Here is a 22,731-nt window from a genome sequence, read left to right on the forward strand (position 1 = left end):
AAGGAATTGAACCACCGACGCGCCAAAGAGTGGAAAATGCTCAAGCATTATTACATGTTGCAGATTACAGTGGCTATAAAAAAGAAACACTGCTAGTGGTTTAATGTAAAACCTCACGCTAGCACCAATTTAAAAAGTACGGTTTATTTAAGACGTGTATGTTTTTAGTTTAAGTGATTTTCAGCTTTTTTAGGTAGTTGACTTTTCGCGATTTCTTCCCACCCCATAACACCTTTTTTATGATTTACATGAACAATCAGGTAAGCATCTTTTTTCATGGGATGGTCTTTTCTCGAGTTGAAATCAATGTCTAATTCTTCGCCACAAGCATTAAAACTGGCTAATTTGTAACGATATTTATAGACCTTATGTCCAGCTCCTTCACCGATATACGTACGTGTTCCAGCTTGGTTAATTTTTGTGTAATAATCATTGGTTCCGTAGTTATCATGGTACCAATAAAATATCCCGCCACTAGCTAACAAAAATGGGAGGGCAGTAAAAATAATTTTTTTCATACTGATTCTTCCTTCTTTCTAACAGCCTAATTTTAGCTGAGAAGAAATTTTAAAAAAACAGGCACAAGTCGGAAATGAATTTGCGACTTTAGTCGTAAAAAATGAATTAAAATTAAGTTTTAAGGTTTCAGACTTTTTTAAATTGAAACCCCTTTACAAAAATCGATAGTTGACAAAAGAAAGGAGAGATTGTAATATCCTACTTGGGCACCCTAATTACTTAGGGTCAAAGTTCTGGAAAATATGCTCCCTATTCATTTTGGATAGGGAGCATATTTATTTTACAGAAGCTTTTCCTGCGAAAAAATATAGAGGGAGTTTTTAATTAATGACAAAATATATTTTTGTAACCGGCGGCGTTGTGTCGTCGATTGGTAAAGGTATTGTGGCAGCATCGCTAGGACGCTTATTGAAAAATCGTGGATTAAAGGTAACGATTCAAAAATTTGATCCTTATATCAATGTCGATCCTGGTACGATGAGTCCTTACCAACATGGAGAAGTTTTTGTAACAGATGACGGGGCAGAAACGGATTTAGACCTTGGTCACTATGAACGTTTTATCGATATTAACTTAAATAAGTATTCCAATGTAACAACCGGTAAAATTTATTCTGAAGTTTTGCGTAAAGAACGCAAAGGAGAATATTTGGGCGCAACTGTTCAAGTAATTCCACACATCACGAATGAAATTAAAGAAAAAATCATGCGGGCTGCAAAATTAACCGATTCTGATGTCATTATCACAGAAGTCGGCGGAACAGTTGGTGATATTGAATCATTACCATTTTTAGAAGCATTGCGCCAAATGAAAGCTGACGTGGGTTCAGATAATGTGATGTACATTCACACGACGTTGATTCCATACTTAAAAGCAGCTGGGGAAATGAAAACTAAACCAACACAACATAGCGTAAAAGAATTACGTGGTTTAGGTATTCAACCAAATATTTTAGTAGTTCGGACAGAACAGCCTGTTTCACAAAGCACGAAAAATAAATTAGCGCAATTTTGTGACGTGGCACCAGAAGCGGTCATCGAATCTCGGGACGTGGAAACATTGTATTCCATTCCATTAGCATTGCAAGCACAAAAAATGGATCAAATTGTTTGTGAGCACTTGAAATTAGATGTACCAGAAGCAGATATGACTGAATGGCAAGCGTTGGAAGAAAAAGTACTCAACTTGAAGAAAACCACCCGAATTGCCTTAGTTGGTAAATATGTTGAATTACCAGATGCATACATTTCAGTAGTAGAAGCATTAAAACACGCTGGTTTTGCATTTGATTCTGATATTGCTATTGATTGGATTCAATCAGCTGATGTGAATAAAGACAATGTAGCAGAAGTGTTAAAAGATGCTGATGGTATTTTGGTTCCTGGTGGTTTTGGCGATCGTGGAGTAGAAGGTAAAATTGAAGCGATTCGTTATGCCAGAGAAAATGATGTCCCATTTTTAGGTATTTGTTTAGGCATGCAAATGGCTTGTGTGGAGTTTGCCAGAAATGTAGTGGGCTTAAAAGATGCTAATTCAGCTGAAACAAATCCTGATACACCAAACAATATTATTGACCTAATGGCAGATCAAGAAAATATTGAAAACATGGGGGGGACATTGCGCCTTGGTTTGTATCCATGTAAGTTGAAAAAAGGAACAAAAACAGCAGCTGCTTATAACGATGCCGAAGTTGTACAAGAACGTCACCGTCATCGCTATGAATTTAACAATAAATACCGGGAAATGTTTGAAGCAGAAGGCTTAGTCTTCTCAGGTGTTTCGCCAGATAATCGACTAGTAGAAATCGTGGAACTACCAGACAAGAAGTTCTTTGTTGGTTGCCAATTCCATCCAGAATTAATTTCTCGACCAACACGCCCACAACAACTAATTAAAGCCTTTGTTGGTGCTGCGTTAGAAAACCAATAGGCGTGTCTTTCCTGAGTAACATTTAAATAAAAGCCAAATACCTGAAACAAAAAATACCTGCGTCTTGATGTAAAAGTTGCAGAAGTATATTTTTGTTTCAGGTTTTTTGTTAGTTGTTCAAGCTAATTTTCAAAAATTAAGAAAAAGTCTGTGAAATAATTTGCAGAGCAAAATAATTGCTGATGTTATCTTTTGAATTAGAAAAGCAATGGCAAAGGGGAATGTACCAAAGTTTTTCAGAAAAATATTTGAAAACAGCCGCTATTTAAATTTGTGCAATCTTTTTATGAAAGAATTAATCTGCCATTTTAGTGGTAATAGCAGGAAATATTTGCTAAAATAGTAGCGTTGGTTAGGATATGCCTAACAAATAAAGTTTATTAAAACTTAGGAGGAATTTTTTATGCCAGTAGTATCAGCAGCAGAATTTCTAAAAGCAGCCCGTAAAGGTGGTTACGCTGTCGGCGGTTACAACACAAATAACTTAGAATGGACTCAAGCGATTTTGGAAGCAGCAGAAGCTAAAAAAGCCCCTGTTCTAATCCAAACTTCAATGGGTGCAGCAAAATACATGGGTGGTTACAAATTAGCTGTTAACATGATCAACGACTTGGTTGAATCAATGAATATTACAGTTCCAGTTGCAATCCACTTAGACCATGGTGACTACGAAGCAGCTTTAGCATGTATCGAAGCTGGCTACACTTCAGTTATGTTCGATGGTTCTCATTTACCATTTGAAGAAAACTTGAAATTAGCTAAAGACGTTGTTGCAAAAGCACACGCTAAAGGTATCTCAGTTGAATGTGAAGTTGGTTCAATTGGTGGGGAAGAAGACGGTATCATCGGTGCTGGCGAATTAGCTGACATTGAAGAATGTAAACAAATGGTTGCTACAGGTATCGACTACTTAGCATGTGGTATTGGTAACATCCACGGTGTTTACCCAGAAAACTGGAAAGGTCTTGCATTTGACCACTTACAAGAAATCGCAGATGCTGTTGGTCATGATGTACCATTAGTATTACACGGCGGTTCAGGTATTCCAAAAGAACAAATCCAAAAAGCTATCTCAATGGGTGTTTCTAAAGTTAACGTTAATACTGAATTCCAATTATCATTTGCTAAAGCAACTCGTGAATACATCGAAGCTGGCAAAGATCAAGAAGGTAAAGGCTTTGACCCTCGTAAATTATTAGCACCAGGTAAAGCTGCTATCGTTAAAGATGCTGAAGAACACATTGACTGGTTCGGTTCAGCTGACAAAGCTTAATTACATTAAACTTTTAAACTTCAGATCAATTTGGTCTGAAGTTTTTTCTTTTTAAATGACCAAAAACCTCGTTAGAATCAGCTGATTTTAACGAGGTTTTATTTTGGCAGTGAATATCGGTTTATTTGTTTGGATATGCTTAATTAGCTGGTCTAACGGGAATTAAGACTTCAAAAATTTGATCTTCAGGATTTTCTGAGGCGGCTTCATCTTGCCAAAGCAATTCCCAAATATCGCCATTTAAAACCAAATTATTATCTTTTAAGTAATTACGAAAGCGATTGTTAAAAATATTAATATAATGAATTTCATCTTTCATAAAACCAGAAACATAATAACCGGCTGGTCGTTGTATGATACGTTGTTTCTCGTAATGGGCTAAGCGTTCAGGTGGAATTTTAACTAAGGCACGATAAGGCGCAGCATGAAAATTTTCTTCATAAAACGCCGCACCGTCTACTAAAAAACCAATCGGATAGCCACTAAAAAGATCGCTGCTGTCAACAGAATTATAAAAACGTCCATAGACTTGCAGAGCATCAATGTCATCAAAGTTTTCGATAATATCTGAGATTACAAAATACTCAGCTTCTCTGTAAGTATATGTGATTGATTTTAAATCGAAATTTTCTAAAGTAGTGTAGCGTGTAATATAACTATCAAGGGAATTACGAATGCGTTTAAGTTTATTTATCTCTTCGTCGACTTTTTCTTTTTGGCGTTTGAAACCAGCTAAAACAGCAGTAACGTTTCTATTTTTCAAAAAAGTATCAATTTCATCAAGTGAAACGTCAAGATTTTTCAAAAGTAAGATAACGTCCAGTTCAAAATACTGTTCAATGCCGTAATAGCGATAGCCGTTTGGGCCAATTTTTGCAGGCTTGAAGAGATTTATTTGATCATAATAAATTAACGTTCGGCGGCTGATGCCGGCATAATTTGCCATTTCACTTACGGTTAAATATTTTTTCATCAAAAAGTTTCCTTTCTGTCTTGACTGTAACGTTGCGTTACAGTTTATCCTACCATAGGAGAAGGAGGGAAAAAAGATGAAATTATTTAAAATCTTTTTTAAAGAGTATCAGAAGATGTTCTTTGTCACCTTCATTTTAATGGTAGCACAAGCAGTTGGAACATTGTTGATTCCTTATTATGTCGCTGAAATTATTGATGAAGGTATTTTGACACAAAACCAAGGAGCAATTTGGAAAAACGGGCTGTTGATGTTAGCAATTGCCCTTATCACAGGCGTAGTTGCGATTGCCGCGAGTTATTACTCTGCTATTTTAGCTGGTCGATTTGGTTATTTTTTGAGAAAAAAATTAGTAGCTAAAACCCAGAAATTATCCTTAGCAGATTTGGATGCATTTGGGACGCCAACACTTTTGGCCAGAACCACAAGTGATATTACCAATATTCAACAAATTTTGATGATGGTTTTTCAAATGATTGTGCCAGCACCCCTTATTTGTTTGGCGTCAATTGTTTTGACAGGGATGATTTCATGGCAGTTTATTTGGATTCCCATTGCTTCGATCACTTTATTTTCACTTGTAGCACTGCTGGTTATTAAAAAAGCTATTCCTTTAGCAGATGTGATGCAGCAACGAATGGATAAAATGATGCAGATTTTGCGGGAATTTTATACCGGTGTTCGGGTGATTCGTGCGTTTAACAAAACAAATGATGAGAAAAAAAGAACGGATCAAACTTTTAGCAGTTATGCAGAAGTTATGATTGCGGTCAATAAACTTTTTGCAGTGTTAAATCCAACGGTAAATTTAGTGATGGGTTTAGGTATGACAGCTGTTTTAGCCTTTGGTGGTGTTTTTGTGATGCAAGGTATGGTGCCAATCGGCAGTTTAACTGCGATTAGTGAATATACGGTTTTAAGTTTATGGTTTTTGACTATGGCTGCAATGGTAATTGTGATGATACCAAAAGCACTCGCTTCGTTAGAGCGGATTGGTGCAGTTTTAGCGGCAAATGAAGAAATCGTGGATGGTGATATAACCGAATTTGTGCTGGCAGATAATAAACCGATTGTTTCTTTTAAACAGGTTGATTTCACATATAGTGGTGCACAAGAGCCGGTCTTATCTAATATTACCTTTGATATTTTTAAAGGCGTGACGGCAATTGTTGGTGGAACAGGCTCTGGTAAAAGTACAATTGCAAAAGCACTATTGCGCTTTAAAGATACGGCTGAAGGTGAAATCCTCTTTGGTGGAGTGCCGATTAAAAACGTCACGCAAGAAGCATTGCGACAAAAAATCAGTTATGTGCCACAAAAAGCTTTTCTATTTAGTGGTACGATTTTCGATAATTTCCTTTTTGGGAATCCTGCGGCAACAAAAGAGCAAGTGGCTAAAGCCGCTGAAGTTGCCCAAGCCGCTGACTTTATCACTTCTTTACCACAAAAGTATGAGGCCCCAATTGCTCAAAAAGGAAACAATTTTTCTGGTGGACAAAAACAACGCCTAAGTATTGCACGGGCATTGATTAAACCAGCAGCAGTATATTTCTTTGATGACAGTTTTTCAGCGCTGGATTATCAAACCGATGCTAAATTACGTCAAGCTTTAAAAACGTATTTAAAAGATGCAGCAATTGTGATCGTAGCACAACGCCTTTCGACTATTAAGGATGCGGACCAAATTATCGTATTAGATGAAGGAAAAATTGTGGGTCAAGGTACTCATGAGACCTTAATTACAACTTGCAGCGTTTATCAAGAATTTGCCAAGTCCCAAGGAATGGAGGAAAAACATGAGCACAAAGCAGGTTGAGTTAAAGAATCGCGAAATGCCACAAGATTTCAAAAAAACGGGTCAGCGGCTATTTCGTTTATTATTAGAGCAAAAGCGCCGTTTTGTAGTGATTGTTATTTCTGCCATTTTCTTTGCAACATTAATGGCAATTACACCTTTAATTTTAGGCTGGGGGCTAGATGCCATTGTTGCTTTATTACGTGCGGGTGAAATAACAACAGCCAATTTAAGACGGGTATTGTGGCAGCCAGTCTTATTATTATTTTTGGCATGGGGCGGTATTGCGCTATTCTCGCTTTTGCAAGAATACACCATGGCAAGCGTAGCAGAAACATTAACATTACGCTTACGAAAACAATTGACACAAAAGATGAATCATTTACCGATCAAATTTTTTGACCAGTATAAAACAGGTGACATATTGACACGGACAACTCTTGATTTGGATAAAGTATCTGAAGTTTTACAAGTAGGACTGATGCAGATGATTTCAGCAATCTTATCTATTATCATCGGGGTGGGGTTAATGATTTATCTTAGTCCGTTACTGACCTTTGGTATCGTGATCATTTTGTTGCTTAGTTTAGCGCTAACGAATTTCTTAGCTCAGAAAAATCAAGATTATTTTTCGGAAAATCAGGCAGCTTTAGGTTACGTTGGAACAAAGGCCGAGGAAACATATTCAGGAAATTTGGTTATTAAAGCATATAACCGCCAGCAGCAAATAGAATCAGACTTAGACAAATTAAACGAAGCCCAATTTCAGGCTTTTAAAAAAGCTCAATTTGTCAGTTTTGCTATTAATCCCTTGATTCGACTAATTAACCAGCTTGGCTTTGTGATTAGTGCAGTTGTCGGTGGGCTAATGGTTATTAACGGTCAGTTATCAATCGGTTTAGTTCAAGCTTATTTACAATATGTAAATCAAGTATCAGAACCGATTACACAAGTATCCTATGTAATCAACAGTTTGCAAAGTGCCTTTGCCGCTTTGGAGCGAATCTTTGAAATTCTTGATTTACCTTGCGAAAAGGAAAATGAACTAAATGCTACCCTACCATCCCAAATACGTGGGAAAGTAAGTTTCAAACACGTTTCTTTTGGTTATGAAAAAGACCAATTGTTAATGGAAGATGTCAATTTCACTGTAAAACCAAAGCAAATGGTAGCTATTGTAGGACCAACTGGTGCGGGTAAAACGACTATGATTAATTTATTGATGCGTTTTTACGAATTAAGTAAAGGACAAATTGAAGTTGACGGTAAAAATATTCGTCATTTTGCAAGGGGGGAGATTCGTCAAAAATTTGGTATGGTCTTGCAAGACACATGGCTCTTTGAAGGAACGGTGGCAGCTAATATTGCTTATGGACAACCAAATGCCAGTCGCACTGAAATTATTGCTGCGGCAAAAGCAGCGCAATGTCACCACTTTATTTTGACATTGCCAAAAGGCTATGACACGATAATTTCAACCGATGGCAGTCAAATCTCTCAAGGACAACAACAGCTTTTGACGATTGCGCGCGCAATTCTTGCCAATCCGCAACTGTTGATTTTGGACGAGGCAACTTCAAGCGTGGATACCCGTACCGAAGAAATGATTCAACAGGCAATGGACCGTTTAACGGCTGAGCGTACGAGTTTTGTGATTGCCCACCGCCTATCAACTATCAAAAATGCAGATTTGATTTTGGTGATGAAAGATGGTGCTATTATCGAGCAAGGCAGTCACGCTAGTCTAATGAAAAAAGGCGATTTTTACGCCAATCTTTATAATAGTCAGTTTGCAAGTTAATTATAATTACTACTAAAGAGCACAATCTGCTAAGGCTGTTGTGCTCTTTGGTGTAGTAAAAAAATTCTATTTTAACCAAAATAATGTAAATTATACTTACAACTTCTTTATAAGCCAGTGATTTATCCACTAGCTTTTCTGAGAAATAAGCTGAGTAATTTTAGCGGTAATCTTTTTTCTATTGGTGATTTTTCTTTTTTTAGGTAGAATAGTCAAGAAAGCGTGCTCAAAAAGTCGGCCGCTCTAGGAGGATAAAAGATGAGTTTTTTTGGCAACATTGATTTTAACGTACTATCTGATACAGATCAGGCAATTTACCATTATATGAGTAGCAATGCTGATAAAATTCCTTATATGCGAGTTCGAGATATCGCACAGGAATCCCATACTTCAGCGTCTTCTGTTATGCGGCTAATTCGAAAACTAGGCTATGAGAGTTTTACCGAATTTCGTAGCCAATTTAGTGTGCAAGCAGCTAAAAGTGAAGGTTTTGAAGATGCATTGACTATTTTAAGTCGTGAACGTTTTCCACGAGATATCCAAAGTAAGTTAAATCAAATCGTAGAGAAAATCCAATACTGTGAAAATATTATCTTTTTTGGAATTGGTGCTTCTGGATCAATTTGTGAATATGCTGCACGACGCTTTGCATCCATTGGATATAATAGCTATCCTTTAATTGATCCTACTTATCCTATTATGTCCAAATTACAAAATACCAGTGATAATATTTTAGTAACACTATCTGTTTCAGGAATGACAAATGAAGTCGTAGAAGTGGCCAATGGTTTTCGCAATAAAGATGATTTTTTAACAATTGCTATTACTTCGGATATCAACTCTACTCTGGGGCGGATGTCAGATTATGTTTTGGATTATCATGTCGATGTAAGGCGAGTAAAAAAACATGAAGATTTAACGAGCCAGATCCCTTGTATCTTCTTGATTGAGCAGTTGGCAGAACGTTTACAAAGGCAAGAGGATGAATTACATCAAAAATAAGTTACCAAAAACACCATGTGGTACAAGCGGTACCAGGATGGTGTTTTTTTCTTTTTACTGATTCTGATGCCAGAGTTCCTAAAGTTTATTGAGGAATAAAACGCTGCCAATTATACTAAACGTAATTAAGAAAATGAGGTGACAAAAAATGGCAAATAAATTTCCAAAAGATTTTTTATGGGGTGGAGCAGTCGCTGCCCATCAAGTTGAAGGTGCTTGGAATGTTGATAAAAAAGGTGTTAGTACTGCTGATGTTATGACAGCTGGTGCAAACGGCGTAGCGCGAGAAATTACAAAAGGAATTATTGAAGGAAAAAATTATCCTAACCATGAAGCGATTGATTTTTATCATCACTATAAAGAAGATATTGCGCTATTCAAAGAGTTAGGTTTAAAGGCGTTTCGTACATCCATTAACTGGACGCGGATTTTTCCAAATGGGGATGAAGAAAAACCAAATGAAGCAGGGCTACAATTTTACGATGATTTATTTGATGAACTGTTAAAAAATAATATTGAACCGGTAATCACACTATCGCATTTTGAAATTCCGTATCACTTATACGAAAAATACGGTGGTTTTACGAATAAAAAGCTCATTGATTTTTTTGTTCACTATGCTAAAACCGTCATGACACGTTACAAAGACAAAGTGAAGTATTGGATGACCTTTAATGAAATCAACAATCAAGCAGATGGCCAACATACGCTACATACATGGACTAATTCAGCTTTATTATTCGAAGAAGGGGACAATAAAGAAGCCTTAACATTTCAAGCTGGCTTAAATGAACTAATTGCCAGCGCTAAAGTTGTCAAGTTGGGCCATGAAATTAATCCTGATTTTCAAATTGGCTGCATGATGGCTTATGTACCCATTTATCCTTACTCATGTAATCCAAGTGATTTAATGGCTTCAGTGAAAGTGATGGATCGTCGTTTCTTTTATTCGGATATTCATGCTCGGGGGATTATTCCAGCTTATGCCCAAAAATATTGGGAACAAAAGGGGTATGAGATTGAAATCACACAAGAAGAACGGCAAGCGTTAAAAGAAGGGACCGTTGACTATATTGGCTTTAGCTATTATATGTCAGGTGCAGTTACCACGCTACCAGACGTAGCAGGCGATGAAATTACAGAATTTCCAGAAGCTAAAGTAGTTTTAAATCCATATGTTTCAGCAAGTGATTGGGGTTGGCAAATTGATCCTGTCGGTTTACGCTACACATTAAATATCGTTTATGAACGGTATAATCTGCCACTTTTTATTGTGGAAAATGGCTTTGGTGCGTACGATAAATTAGAAGATGGGAAGATTCATGATCCTTATCGCATTGATTATTTACAAAAACACATCGATCAAATGGAATTGGCAGTAAATGTGGATGGAGTAGATTTAATGGGGTATACGCCTTGGGGGGTAATTGATTTAGTCAGCTTTGGTTCAGGTGAAATGGAAAAACGTTATGGTTTTATTTATGTTGACAAAGATAATGTAGGAAATGGGACTTTGAAGCGTTTGAAAAAAGATTCTTTTGCTTGGTATCAAAAGCTGATTCAAGAAAACTAGTTTAAGAGGAGCAAGTATGGAAAAAACAAAGCTTAAAGCAATTTTAGCTGATTTAACTTTGGCAGAAAAAGTGGGACAGTTGGTTCAAGTCACACCTGATTTTTTTGGTAATCCAGGAGAAATCACGGGTCCAATGTCACAGTGGTCAATGAATAACGAGCAGCTTTATCAGATTGGCTCTGTTTTAGGGACCCACCGTAGCGATGAGGTCAAAAAAATTCAAAGAGATTATTTGGCAAATAGTCGTCATAAGATTCCGTTAATTTTTATGGCAGATGTTATTCATGGCTATGAAACAATCTTTCCGATTCCACTGGCTTTAGCAGCTAGTTTTGATGCGGCTATGATTGAAAAAGTAGCTGCTGCTACAGGTGCTGAAGCAGCGACAGAAGGGGTTCACGTAACTTTTTCACCTATGGCAGATTATGTTAAAGATCCGCGTTGGGGCCGAGTTTTAGAAAGTAATGGAGAAGACCCTAGACTTTCTAAAGTGCTAACAGAAAGTTATGTTCGGGGCTATCAAGGGGATAATCTTGCTACTGAAGAAAATCATATTGCCGCTTGTGTGAAACATTTTATTGGTTATGGATCCGCTGAAGGCGGTCGCGATTACAATACTGTGGATATCTCGGATGTTGAAATGTATCAAAATTATTTACCTGCTTTTGAAGGTGCGATAGCTAGTGGCGTCAAAATGGTGATGACGTCTTTTAATAGTTTCAAAGGCATTCCTGTTACTGCCAATAAAAAGCTCATTCAAAATGTTTTGCGGCATGAATTAGGTTTTAAAGGGGTTCTTATTTCAGACTGGGCAGCAATTGGGGAATTAATGCAGCATCGTGTAGCTGAAAACCCCCATCAAGCAAGTTACAAAGCTTTCACAGCGGGGATTGATATTGATATGATGACCGATTGCTACTTGCAAGAGCTAGCTGAAATCATTCTCGCTGAAAATCTTACAGAACAACTAGATGAAGCTGTATTACGGGTATTAAATTTAAAAAATGATTTAGGCTTGTTTGAAAATCCGTATCGTGGTTTAAAAACGCAGGTTGATAAAACCAAATTAAGAAAATTAGCCTATAAAGCAGCTCTTCGTTCGGCAGTTCTTTTAAAAAATGAAGGAGTCTTACCTCTTAAAAAATCAGAGAAAATTTTATTAATTGGGACCAAGGGAACGACCCAAGATGTTTTGGGAGCTTGGTCATGGATTGGGGATAGACAAAAAGCTGTCAGTCTTGCAGACGGACTGACAGCTAAATTTCCTCAAATTGTAGTGATGGAAATTGACGATAATCAAAAAGATTGGCAAACAGTTATAACGGCTGTAAAAGAAGCTGATAAAGTACTTTTAGCTGTTGGTGAAACCAGTGATGAGGCTGGAGAAGCGGCTAGTCGTGCAAATTTGGAATTGTCTGGGGTTGAACAAAAATTAGTGGCTGTGGCCGCCCAAAATAATCCGGCTACGATTTTAATTACATTTAGTGGACGACCACTTGTTTTAACACAAGAAGCAGCAAAAACAGCAGCAATTATTTCAGGCTGGTTTTTAGGCAGTGAGATGGGTTCTGCATTAGCTGCGCTATTAAGCGGAGAGGAAAACTTCAGTGGGCATTTACCAATGAGTTTTCCCCGCAGTGTCGGTCAACTACCATATTCTTATCAGGAGATGTCGACAGGACGTCCCAAAACTAAAGACAATGGTCAAGAGAAATATATTTCGCGCTACTTGGATGAGGAAAATGGACCGTTATATGCTTTTGGTCATGGTTTATCTTATAGTCGTTTTACCTTTAGCGATTTTTCTTTATCACAAAGTAGTCTTGCAAAAGGAGAAAAAGCAACACTTCGTTTTACCGTTGGCAATGACTCGCAAATTCCTGGTTTTGCCTTGCCACAAGTTTATTTTCAAGATGAAGTGACTGAAATGATTCGTCCTAAAATCGAATTATTAAAGTGGAAACAAGTCTATCTTGAAGCAGGAGAGTCAAAAACAATTTCATTTGTTCTTTCACCTAAAGATTTTGCTTACGTTCATGAAAACTTAAAAAGATATTCAGATCCAGGTGAAATTCAGCTGTTTTTAGCCACTAGTGCAACTGAAATTGTGGACAAGGTACAGTTGCAACTGCTTTAAATCTGTTTTAAAAGTAACGCTTTGTCTAAAATTAAATAATCTTACCAAGCTTGACTTAAAAGCTTGGTAAGATTTATTTCATAACTTTAAACCTATCAGTGGTACAACAGGTACCATTTTGACATTTTTTTCCAAAAGTTGAAACGAAAACCAACTCGACTGTAAACTATTGTTTTTGAAAACGTTTTTATTTATGATATGAATGTAAAAAGTAACACATTCTTTTTTATTTAAATAAAATAAAAACGTTTTTATTTGGGAGGAGTTATGAAAGAGAGGGTCACAATTCGGGAAGTCGCAAAAGAAGCTAACGTTTCTATTGCAACTGTTTCAAAAGCGTTAAACGACGTTGACGTGGTGAAACCAAAGACAAAAGAAAAAGTTATTGCAGCAGCAAAAAAACTTCATTATACCCCCAATTTGATGGGGAAAAATTTGAAAGCAAAGCGCACAAAAATGATTGGTTTTTATACGCATACCATTATTGGTCCTTACTTTAGCACTTTAATAGAAGCAATTGTAAAAGAAGCAGAAAAACATCACTATGGGGTGAATGTCATTATCTCTTCTGATAAACAAGTTTTAACTTCACATCTATTAGGGAATATGGTGGATGGTTTTATCGGTTTTGAAGATTTAATTGATGATGAGGCGCTCAGTACAATTCAATCAGAAAGAATTAATGCTGTATTTATGGATCGACAAATCAATGATCGTAGTATCAGCAGTATTGTTTTTGCTTCTCGTAAAGCAGGAAGACTCGCTACAAAAGAGTTGATTGCAAAAGGACATCAAAAAATCGGTTTTTTGCCGGGACATCCTGGCGTTTATGACAGTGATGAGCGTTACTTAGGTTATGTTCAAGCGATGCGCGCCGCCGAGCTAACTGTAAATGATACTTGGATTATCCCTGGATTATTTGAAGAAAAAGCGAGTTTTGAAAATATCGATCACTATTTAAAGACAACCGACAAAAAGGACTGGCCGACAGCATGGATTGCCGGTAATGATTTAAGTGCAATTGGTGTCATTAAAGCTGTGGAAGCAAACAATCTGCAAGTTCCTACTGATTTTAGTGTAATTGGTTTTGATGATATCGAGTTATTACGCTATTTCAAGCCGCGAGTAACTACTGTTCAAAACCCGATTAGAACACAAGGAAAAGAAGCAGTGATAGAGCTTTTGGCTTTAATTGCCGGTGATAAAGCTGGCGAGAATAAAATTTTAGATTGTCGTTTAATCCGTGGTGAAACGACAACAGCAGTCGAGTTGCAAAAATAAGATTAGAAATTAGGAGGAAAATATGTTGGAAGCAAAAGCCAAACCAACCCTAGGGGCACGTTTTAAAAAATGGTGGCGAGATTTTGGACACCAGTGGCAATTACAGTCGATGGCAATTCCTGGGATTGTTTATATGATTATTTTTAGTTTTATTCCTATTTACGGCTTAGTGATTGCCTTTAAAAATTACACCGTAATTGACACCATTGACAGTGCGCAGTGGGTGGGATTTGAAAACTTCAAAATCATTATGGAAGATAAGTACTTTTGGCAATCGGTTGTGAATACATTGGGCATTAGCGCATTGAAACTAGCCTTTGGATTTGTCTTACCGATTATTATCGCCGTGATGATTTACGAATTACGAGACAGTGTCTTTAAGCGGGTGATTCAAACAATTTCTTATCTACCACACTTTTTATCATGGATTATTTTAGGTGGGATGATTATTACCTGGTTTTCTTCAAACGGGATGATTAATGAGTTGTTAAACTTCATCGGTATCCAGACGAAGCAAAATCACATGCTAGACGTTGGTAAATATTGGTGGATTGCTTCTTTATCAGATGTTTGGAAAGAAGCTGGATGGGGAACAATTTTATATTTGGCCACGATGGCGCGTATTGATCCAACGTATTATGAGGCTGCCAAAATGGATGGTGCTTCACGACTACGTCAAATTTGGAGTATTACGATTCCCATGATTCGCAATATCATTTCGTTAAATTTAATCTTAAGTGTAAGCGGTTTATTCAATTCGAATTTAGATCAAACTTTAGTTTTGATGAATTCTCAAAATCAGCCTAAAGCAGAAGTCATTAATTCTTACGTTTATCGTGTTGGTTTAATGCAAGGAGACTTTTCTTATGCAACAGCCGTGGGGCTTGGAATCTCAATTATTTCAGTTATTTTGTTAGCTGCAACCAATATTGTTACGAAAAAATTAAACGATAATCAATCGGTCTTGTAAAAGGAGGAAACGTAATGGAAAAAAGAAGTTTGTCACTCGCTAAACCCAAAAGTAACGTTGTACAAGATAAAGACAGTAAAATCTTCAACTTTGTTAATGTTTTACTCCTACTCGTTTTTACAATCATTATTATCGTGCCGGTTTGGAATATCGTAGCGTCATCTTTTGCCTCAAGTGATGCATTGGCAAAGGGGGATTTCGTTTTCTGGCCTTCAGAAATCTCATTTGATAATTATCGCAAGGTTTTAGGCGATGCTTCCATTTGGCAAGCATTAATTATTTCAGTGGGAAAGACAGTAATTGGTGTTTTAGCGCATACCGCATTTTGTGCCATTATGGCTTATGCTTTATCAAAAAGAAATTTAAAAGGTCGGGGATTGTATTCCACGATGGGAATTATCACCATGTTCTTTTCTGGTGGGATGATTCCAACATACTTATTGATTAAATCTTTAGGGCTATTAAATACTTTTTGGGTCTACATTATCCCAGCCCTACTTTCTTATTACGATGTTATTATCTTGATGAACTTTTTTAGAGATGTACCAACATCTTTGGAAGAGTCAGCTAAGATTGATGGAGCAAGTGATTGGGGCGTATTTTTGAAAATCTTTGTGCCTTTATCTAAACCTGCATTAGCAACAATTGCCCTTTTTCACGGGGTTTGGCAGTGGAATGACTTTATGACAGCTAAATTATACGTAACGGATAAAGCATTATATCCTTTGCAAATGAAATTATACGAAATTATTACGCAATCACAAGCAGCATCCCAACAAGGCTTAAATGCGGCGGTCGAAATTAGCACAACATCTAAGGGGGTACAATTGGCAACTATCGTAGTCACGACCGTTCCGATTTTAATTATTTATCCATTGCTACAAAAACATTTTATCTCAGGCATGATGCTTGGGGCAGTAAAAGAATAGGAGGAGTAATAAATGTTTAAGTTTTCAAGCAAAAAAATCGTAGGGACTTTGGCACTGGCAAGCGCAGTCTTAGCATTAGGAGCCTGTGGTAGTAAAAAAGATGAATCAACAGCAGAAAAAAAGGTGGATCTCCCCTCCATTGAAGACCGATATAAACCAGATGAAAATACACCAGCCTGGAAATTAGATACCAAAAAAGAAGCGACCAAATTAACTTGGTACGTAAACGCTGATTGGTGGAATACAGAATTTGGTAAAGATATGGTAACTAAAAAAGTCAAAGAAGATTTAAATGTCGATATCAAATTCATTACTGGTGATGACACCAAATTAAATACGTATTTTGCTGGCGGAGATATGCCAGACATTGTGACTATCTTTGACTCCAACTCACAAGTAGCACGTAAAGCAAATTCTTGGGCATTACCATTACAAGATTTAGCGAAAAAATATGATCCATATTTTAATAAAGTAGCCCGTCAAGAAACATTAAATTGGTATAAATTGTCCGATGGAAAATCTTATGGCTATCCAGATTATTCCAATACGCAACAAGACTTTGATAGTGGGGATATTTTTGCCCGAGATGCATTTATTATTAGAAAAGATGTCTATGAAGCAATTGGAAAACCCGACTTCACAACACCAGAAGGCTTTGTGGCCGGTATGAAGAAGATTAAAGCACAATTTCCAGATTTAATTCCATTTGGGTTTAATGATTTTGCTAAAGATGGTTCTTCAAATGGCTCTATGGATAGCGTTGTACAAGATATGCTAGGTGTCCCTTATACAAAAGATGGCAAATACTATGACCGTAATTTAGATTCTGATTATATTAAATGGGTGAAGGCTTTCCGTCAAGTTCACCAAGACGGCAATATTTCTGATGATACTTTCACAGATGATGGCGATAAATTCAAAGAAAAATTACAAACTGGTAAATATGGTGCTGTTATGATTGGCTCATTTGTAAACCAAGGGATTCCATTACAAACCTTTAAAGCTGCAAATCCAGACAGCGAATATATTGCAATTGACGGCATTCAAAGTACCCAAGGTAATAAAGCAACATTAACACAAGCTGGTATTTCTGGTTGGATGATTAACTACATTGGTAAAAACTGCAAAGATCCTGCTAAAGCAATGCAAGTGTTCACTTATCTTTTAAGTGATGAAGGTGAAATGTTAACAAACTTTGGTATTGAAGGACAAACCTATACTAAAGAAGGCGATAAAGTAAAATGGACCGATGAAGCACGTAAAATTCAACAAGATGATCCTGAAAAATGGCAATTGGAGTACCGCATGGGTGAGTTCATTCAATTTGGTCATGACCGCTTTAAAGCAATGAATGATGATTCATACGTCGATGCAGTGAAACAAATGCAACAATGGGGTGAAGGGAAATTAACTTCACAATTTTTAACAGAAAATATTGGCCCTGATGCGGGTAGTCAAGAAGCGCGAGCTTTAAGTGCAATCCAAACAAATTGGAGCACAACTCTTGTAGGTATGTTGCGGGCAAAAGATGACAAAGAACTAGACGGTTTGTTAAATAAATACGAAGATTTCCAAAAAGATAATAAGATTAATGATGTAAATAAAGTTCGTAACGATAAAATTGAAGAAAATAAGAAAAAATTAGACATGTAATTTTTCTAGGAGAAGCAGTTTTGCTTCTTCTATACATAGAACAAGTAACCAAGTAATCTGTGACAAAAACAAGGAGGAAGTATCATGCAAAAAATATTTAGTACCGATGGCCTAATCTATGGCGGGATGGAGCGGCTCTATCAAGTATTGTTATTGAATGTTATTTTTATTATTTCCTGTTTGCCGCTTTTTACTATCGGTGCTGCAATCAGCGCAGCATATGGGACTGCTTATAAATTAACCGAACATAAAGAAGGTGTTTTATATAAAACGTACTGGCACCAATTCAAACAAAATTTTCCTCCAGCTACCAAAATGTGGCTACTGATAATCGCGATAGTTGGTGGTATGCTTTTTGCTTTACCGTATTTCCGTTATCTCATTGTGGGAAATAAAGTTGCTTATTATATGGTCATGGTGGGGCTTACATTTATTATTTTGCTGAGTTTGTATCTTTTTCCACTAATTGCCCGTTTTGAAAATACATTGGCCGCAACTATTACAAACGCTATGATTTTATCGTTAAAACATTTACCAATCAGTATTATTTTATTTTTTGTAACGGTGGGCGGGCTGTTTTTATTGCCGGTATATTTACCCAAGTTACTATTTGCTTGGCTCTTTATTGGATTTGGGTCAGTATTTTTTATTAATGCAAAATTACTCCTAAAAGTTTTTAGTCAATACGAGAATATGAAAGAGGGAAGTTGAGAATATGTACGTAGGGTTTGATATTGGTGGAACAACCGTGAAATACGGTGTGTTAGATGAAACAGGAAATATTCTAGAAAAAGCTGCAATTCCGACAAATTATGATTTAGCCGAGTTCTTAGATGAATTAGTAGCAATTGTGGAAAACGCGCAAGAACACTATAAAAAAATTGATGGCATTGGAATTAGTGCACCAGGTATTATTCAAAAAGATGGCTATATGCAGACTGCCGGTGCGATAAAACCTTTTTATGGTGCCAATATCAAAGTTGAGTTAGAACGACGTACCGGTCTTGCGGTTTCAATTGAAAATGATGCGAATGCTGCAGCAATCGCAGAACGTTGGATCGGCAATGCTATTGGTTTGGATAATTATTTGTGTATTGTATTGGGTACAGGTATTGGTGGCGGTATTGTTATTAATGGAGAAGTATACCGCGGAGCCCATGGCATGGCTGGTGAATTTGGCTGGAGTATTATAGATACACTACCAAAGAGCGGCGATATTGAAGAGGTGTCATGGAATAAGCGTGCAGCAACAGTTGGTGGGCTTTGTTATCAATATAATTTAGCGCAAAAAGCAGCCGATAAGAATGCTATAGATATCTGGGATGCACGAAAAATCTTTGCCAAAGAAGCGGCAGGCGAAACACTGGCACTAAAAATTGTCGATCAGTTTTTAACTGATTTAGCAGTCGGGATGCTAAATTTAATCAGCTGCTTTGATCCGGAAGTGATTTTATTTGGCGGTGGCATCAGCTCCAATAAGGAGTTTAATGAACGCTTCCAAAGGAGACTAAGTGAAGTAATGAACCGACATGAGTCAATTCATTATTTAAAAGATCAAACAATCGCAGCTGTACGTCCGGCTAAATTACAAAATGATGCCGGTATGATTGGTGCTGTCTATCAAATTCATCGCCAAGTGACGCAAAAACAGTTTATTTAACTGCTCTATTATCCTTAGAGTGTTTAAAAAAATACAAGAAAATAATAACATTTATGGAATTGTAATAGTTGTTTTTATCAGCTGCTTCATTTATTTTTTTAAGAATTGCGAATTTTTTTAAAAATTGGTATTGACCTTTGCGAACGTTTTCTTTATAATGACGAATGTAAATAATATTATTTCATGTGACTAGATAATACTAGGCGTGGAAAGACTCACTTCAAGCGATTGGTTGAAGTTGGTTTTTTCACGTCTATTTTATTTCTTTGGTTGCAAAATACTTTCTAAAATCTGCAGAGGTGAACCATGAAAGTTAAAAAATTATTGAATCAAAATGCAGTCTTAATCGATGACGACGGTCAGGAAAAAGTTGCAATTGGTAAAGGAATTGGCTTTAACAAAAAAAGGAATGATCTCATTTTTGCAAAAGAAGTCGAGCGGATGTTTGTCATGGAGCCAGACTCCCAGATGAAATTGCAAAATCTGCTAAATCAAATTGACGAGAAATTTTTATTTGCTGCAGAGCACATCGTCAATCATGCAGAAATGGTTTTAATGGAAAAATTAAATGAACACGTTTTAATTGCTTTAACAGATCATTTGGCATTTAGTGCAGAAAATATAAGTAACGGCATTATTGTACGCAATAAATTGCTAAAAGAAATTGAAGTACTCCACAAAGAAGAATTTGGGATTGCACAATGGGCAGTAGATTATTTAAATAGTGAGCTTAAAATTCCGTATAGTTATGATGAGGCAGGGTATATTGCTATCCATTTACACAGTGCGCGTAATGGCGAGCGGAATAACCATCGTAGCATTCGGGAAGTCACAATTGTTTCAGAAATTATGAACTTAATTGCAAAAGAGTTGCAAATTGATTTATATGCAGAAGCAATGGCACTGAACTACTCACGTTTGGCTAATCATTTGCGTTTGTTATTGCAACGTTATCAAAAACAGCAATATGCGGTTTTAGACGATGAAATTGTTGAAATGGTACGAGAAAAGTACCCGGAAAGTTATGAAATTGCCAAAAAAGTTCGGGTCATGCTGATTAAACAGTATCAATTGGCGACTTCCAGTGAAGAATTAGGCTATATTGCAATTCATATTGAAAGATTGAAGCGCGTAGCCCAAAAAGAAGAGGAGAATTAAAAATGAAAGCATATTTACAACGAATTGGTCGCTCTTTAATGTTGCCGGTCGCAACCTTACCAGTAGCGGCACTTTTTATGGGAATTGGTTATTGGATCGATCCGAGCGGTTGGGGTGGAAATAATATTTTGGCTGCCTTTTTAATTAAAGCAGGGGGCACAATTCTAGATAATCTAGGTATTTTGTTTGCCGTTGGCTTAGCTTATGGTATGTCAAAAGATAAAGATGGCGCTGCGGCATTAGCTGGTTTGGTAGCCTTTTTAACACCGATGACATTGGTAAATAGTCAAGCAGTTGCGCTATTTACCAAAGTAGACGTTGAAAAAGTCAACGTAGCTTTTGGTGCAATTAATAATAAAAATGTATTTATCGGGATTTTAGCCGGTTTAGTAGCTGCAGCGATGTATAACCGTTTTAGTGGCGTGAAATTGCCAATGGCGTTATCTTTTTTCAGTGGTAAACGAGCAGTTCCAATTGTGACTGCCGGTTTAATGGCAATTATTTCGGCATTATTAATTTTTATTTGGCCACCTGTTTATAACGCATTAGTAGCTTTTGGCGAAATGATTTCAAGCATGGGACCATTAGGAGCAGGATTATATGGCTTTTTCAATCGCTTGTTAATTCCAACTGGTTTACACCACGCGTTGAACAACGTATTCTGGTTTAACTTAGCTGGGATTGACGATATTGGTAAATTCTGGGCAAGTGAAGGAACAAAAGGAATTACAGGGATGTATCAAGCAGGATTCTTCCCGGTTATGATGTTTGGTTTACCAGCAGGAGCTTTAGCTATTTATCAATGTGCTAAACCGGAAAAGAAAAAAGTAACAGCTTCTTTAATGGTCGCTGCTGCTTTTGCCTCTTTTTTCACCGGGGTTACTGAACCATTAGAATTTTCATTTATGTTTGTTGCATGGCCTTTATATGTCGTTCATGCTGCTTTGACAGGAATTTCAATGTTTATAGCTGCGGCTTTCCATTGGACAGCTGGTTTTAACTTTAGTGCCGGTTTTATCGACTTCTTCTTGAGTTTGCGGGTGCCAATTGCAAACAAACCCTATATGTTAATTGTTTTAGGAATAATTATGGCTGTAATTTACTATGTAACGTTTATGTTTGTGATTAAGAAATTTAACTTAATGACGCCAGGTCGTGAAGAAGACGACGATGAAGCCACTGAGGATATTGATCAATTCGTTGCCTCTGGCGACGATAAGTTTGCTGCTATTGCCAATCAAATTTATAATGCATTGGGTGGGGCTGCAAATGTTACGGCAATTGATAATTGTACAACCCGCTTGCGTTTACAAGTAAAAGATACAGGATCTGTCGATCAAGGTAAGATTAAAAGAACAGGCATGCCAGGGGTCAAAGTTATTGATGGAAATAATATTCAAGTTATCGTGGGGACAGAAGTGCAATTTGTTGCCGATGAAATGACACGCTTACATCACGGTGGAGCAAAACCAACCAATACCGTAATAAAAGAAGCAGCCAGTGTAAAAACGGCTAGCAAAAAGCAAGATATTTTTGCAATTAGTGATGGAACAGTAAAAGATATTACTTTAGTAAGTGACGATGTTTTCTCGCAAAAGATGATGGGAGAAGGCTTTGCAGTTACACCGACTGATGATGCAGTATTTACACCAGTCGCTGGTGTTATCACTAGTGTTTTCCCAACAAAACATGCTGTAGGAATCAAAGCAGATAACGGCTTAGAAATTCTTGTTCATATGGGAATTGACACAGTCAGTCTAAAAGGAGAACCCTTCACTGTTTTTGTAACCGAAGGGCAACAAGTTGGCCATGGCCAAATGTTAGCTAAAATGGATCTCGCTAAAATAACAGCCAGCGGCAAAGATACAGATATCATGGTAGTTTGCACCAATAGTAATGAACTAGCTAAACTAGAAGTATCATCGCAAATTTCCCAAGCAAATGATGTGATTGGAACGATAACAAGTAAATAATTTTATTTAGGAGAAAAGACATATTCGGGTAATTGTAGTGACCTCAAAAGGTTGGATTTTTAATCTAACTTTTTGGGGATCGACACAAAAACCAGTATGTCTTTT

General features: G+C 36.9%; 17 protein-coding genes. 15 read left to right on the forward strand and 2 right to left on the reverse strand.

Going from position 1 to position 22,731, the window contains the following annotated elements; all coding sequences use genetic code 11:
- Positions 1-164: 164 nt before the first annotated feature.
- Positions 165-518 carry a YxeA family protein gene (locus tag JZO76_RS09005; RefSeq protein ID WP_206903762.1) on the reverse strand — a complete coding sequence of 118 codons (354 nt, stop codon included), beginning with the start codon at positions 516-518 and terminating at the stop codon, positions 165-167.
- A gap of 328 nt (positions 519-846) precedes the next feature.
- Here JZO76_RS09005 and JZO76_RS09010 point away from each other — a divergent pair, with 328 nt between their 5' ends.
- Together JZO76_RS09010 and JZO76_RS09015 are read left to right on the forward strand one after the other, a co-directional pair.
- Complete coding sequence (locus JZO76_RS09010) at positions 847-2,448, forward strand: CTP synthase (protein ID WP_206903763.1); 1,602 nt, start codon at positions 847-849, stop codon at positions 2,446-2,448.
- A gap of 403 nt (positions 2,449-2,851) precedes the next feature.
- Complete coding sequence (locus tag JZO76_RS09015; protein ID WP_206903764.1) at positions 2,852-3,721, forward strand: class II fructose-bisphosphate aldolase; 870 nt, start codon at positions 2,852-2,854, stop codon at positions 3,719-3,721.
- 139 nt (positions 3,722-3,860) lie between these two features.
- Here the strand turns inward: JZO76_RS09015 and JZO76_RS09020 are convergent, their stop codons facing one another.
- Positions 3,861-4,694, reverse strand: a complete 834-nt coding sequence (locus tag JZO76_RS09020; protein ID WP_206903765.1) for a MerR family DNA-binding transcriptional regulator — start codon at positions 4,692-4,694, stop codon at positions 3,861-3,863.
- A gap of 76 nt (positions 4,695-4,770) precedes the next feature.
- Between JZO76_RS09020 and JZO76_RS09025 the strand changes: the two genes are divergently transcribed.
- The 13 genes from JZO76_RS09025 (at position 4,771) to nagE (ending at position 22,626) form a co-directional block, all read left to right on the forward strand.
- On the forward strand, positions 4,771-6,510 hold the full coding sequence (locus JZO76_RS09025) for an ABC transporter ATP-binding protein (RefSeq protein ID WP_206903766.1): 1,740 nt from the start codon (positions 4,771-4,773) through the stop codon (positions 6,508-6,510).
- Positions 6,491-8,290 (forward strand): ABC transporter ATP-binding protein, encoded by a 1,800-nt coding sequence (locus JZO76_RS09030; RefSeq protein ID WP_206903767.1) that lies wholly within the window; start codon positions 6,491-6,493, stop codon positions 8,288-8,290. The genes JZO76_RS09025 and JZO76_RS09030 overlap by 20 nt, the downstream gene beginning before the upstream one ends.
- Before the next feature lie 258 nt (positions 8,291-8,548).
- Positions 8,549-9,292, forward strand: a complete 744-nt coding sequence (locus JZO76_RS09035; RefSeq protein ID WP_206903768.1) for a MurR/RpiR family transcriptional regulator — start codon at positions 8,549-8,551, stop codon at positions 9,290-9,292.
- 148 nt (positions 9,293-9,440) lie between these two features.
- Positions 9,441-10,865 carry a 6-phospho-beta-glucosidase gene (locus JZO76_RS09040; RefSeq protein ID WP_016172682.1) on the forward strand — a complete coding sequence of 475 codons (1,425 nt, stop codon included), beginning with the start codon at positions 9,441-9,443 and terminating at the stop codon, positions 10,863-10,865.
- Positions 10,866-10,881: 16 nt separating this feature from the next.
- Positions 10,882-13,002, forward strand: a complete 2,121-nt coding sequence (locus JZO76_RS09045; RefSeq protein ID WP_206903769.1) for a glycoside hydrolase family 3 N-terminal domain-containing protein — start codon at positions 10,882-10,884, stop codon at positions 13,000-13,002.
- A gap of 267 nt (positions 13,003-13,269) precedes the next feature.
- Positions 13,270-14,283 (forward strand): LacI family DNA-binding transcriptional regulator, encoded by a 1,014-nt coding sequence (locus JZO76_RS09050; protein WP_016172680.1) that lies wholly within the window; start codon positions 13,270-13,272, stop codon positions 14,281-14,283.
- A 22-nt stretch (positions 14,284-14,305) separates the two neighbouring features.
- A complete protein-coding gene (locus JZO76_RS09055) occupies positions 14,306-15,253 on the forward strand; it encodes an ABC transporter permease (protein ID WP_016172679.1) in 948 nt (315 codons plus the stop codon).
- Positions 15,254-15,267: 14 nt separating this feature from the next.
- Entirely contained in the window at positions 15,268-16,182 is a 915-nt protein-coding gene (locus JZO76_RS09060; protein WP_016172678.1) for a carbohydrate ABC transporter permease, read from the forward strand.
- Positions 16,183-16,194: 12 nt separating this feature from the next.
- Positions 16,195-17,835: a hypothetical protein gene (locus tag JZO76_RS09065; protein ID WP_016172677.1), complete on the forward strand. Its 1,641-nt coding sequence runs from the start codon at positions 16,195-16,197 to the stop codon at positions 17,833-17,835.
- A gap of 84 nt (positions 17,836-17,919) precedes the next feature.
- Positions 17,920-18,546: a YesL family protein gene (locus JZO76_RS09070; RefSeq protein ID WP_016172676.1), complete on the forward strand. Its 627-nt coding sequence runs from the start codon at positions 17,920-17,922 to the stop codon at positions 18,544-18,546.
- Between the two features lie 4 nt (positions 18,547-18,550).
- Positions 18,551-19,495, forward strand: coding sequence for an ROK family protein (locus JZO76_RS09075; RefSeq protein ID WP_206903770.1), 945 nt, complete (start codon positions 18,551-18,553; stop codon positions 19,493-19,495).
- 306 nt (positions 19,496-19,801) lie between these two features.
- Positions 19,802-20,653, forward strand: a complete 852-nt coding sequence (locus tag JZO76_RS09080; protein WP_206903771.1) for a PRD domain-containing protein — start codon at positions 19,802-19,804, stop codon at positions 20,651-20,653.
- Between the two features lie 2 nt (positions 20,654-20,655).
- Positions 20,656-22,626: an N-acetylglucosamine-specific PTS transporter subunit IIBC gene (gene nagE, locus JZO76_RS09085; protein ID WP_206903772.1), complete on the forward strand. Its 1,971-nt coding sequence runs from the start codon at positions 20,656-20,658 to the stop codon at positions 22,624-22,626.
- Positions 22,627-22,731 lie beyond the last annotated feature (105 nt).

This window comes from Candidatus Enterococcus myersii, assembly GCF_017316025.1.
Lineage (GTDB): Bacteria > Bacillota > Bacilli > Lactobacillales > Enterococcaceae > Enterococcus_C > Enterococcus_C montenegrensis.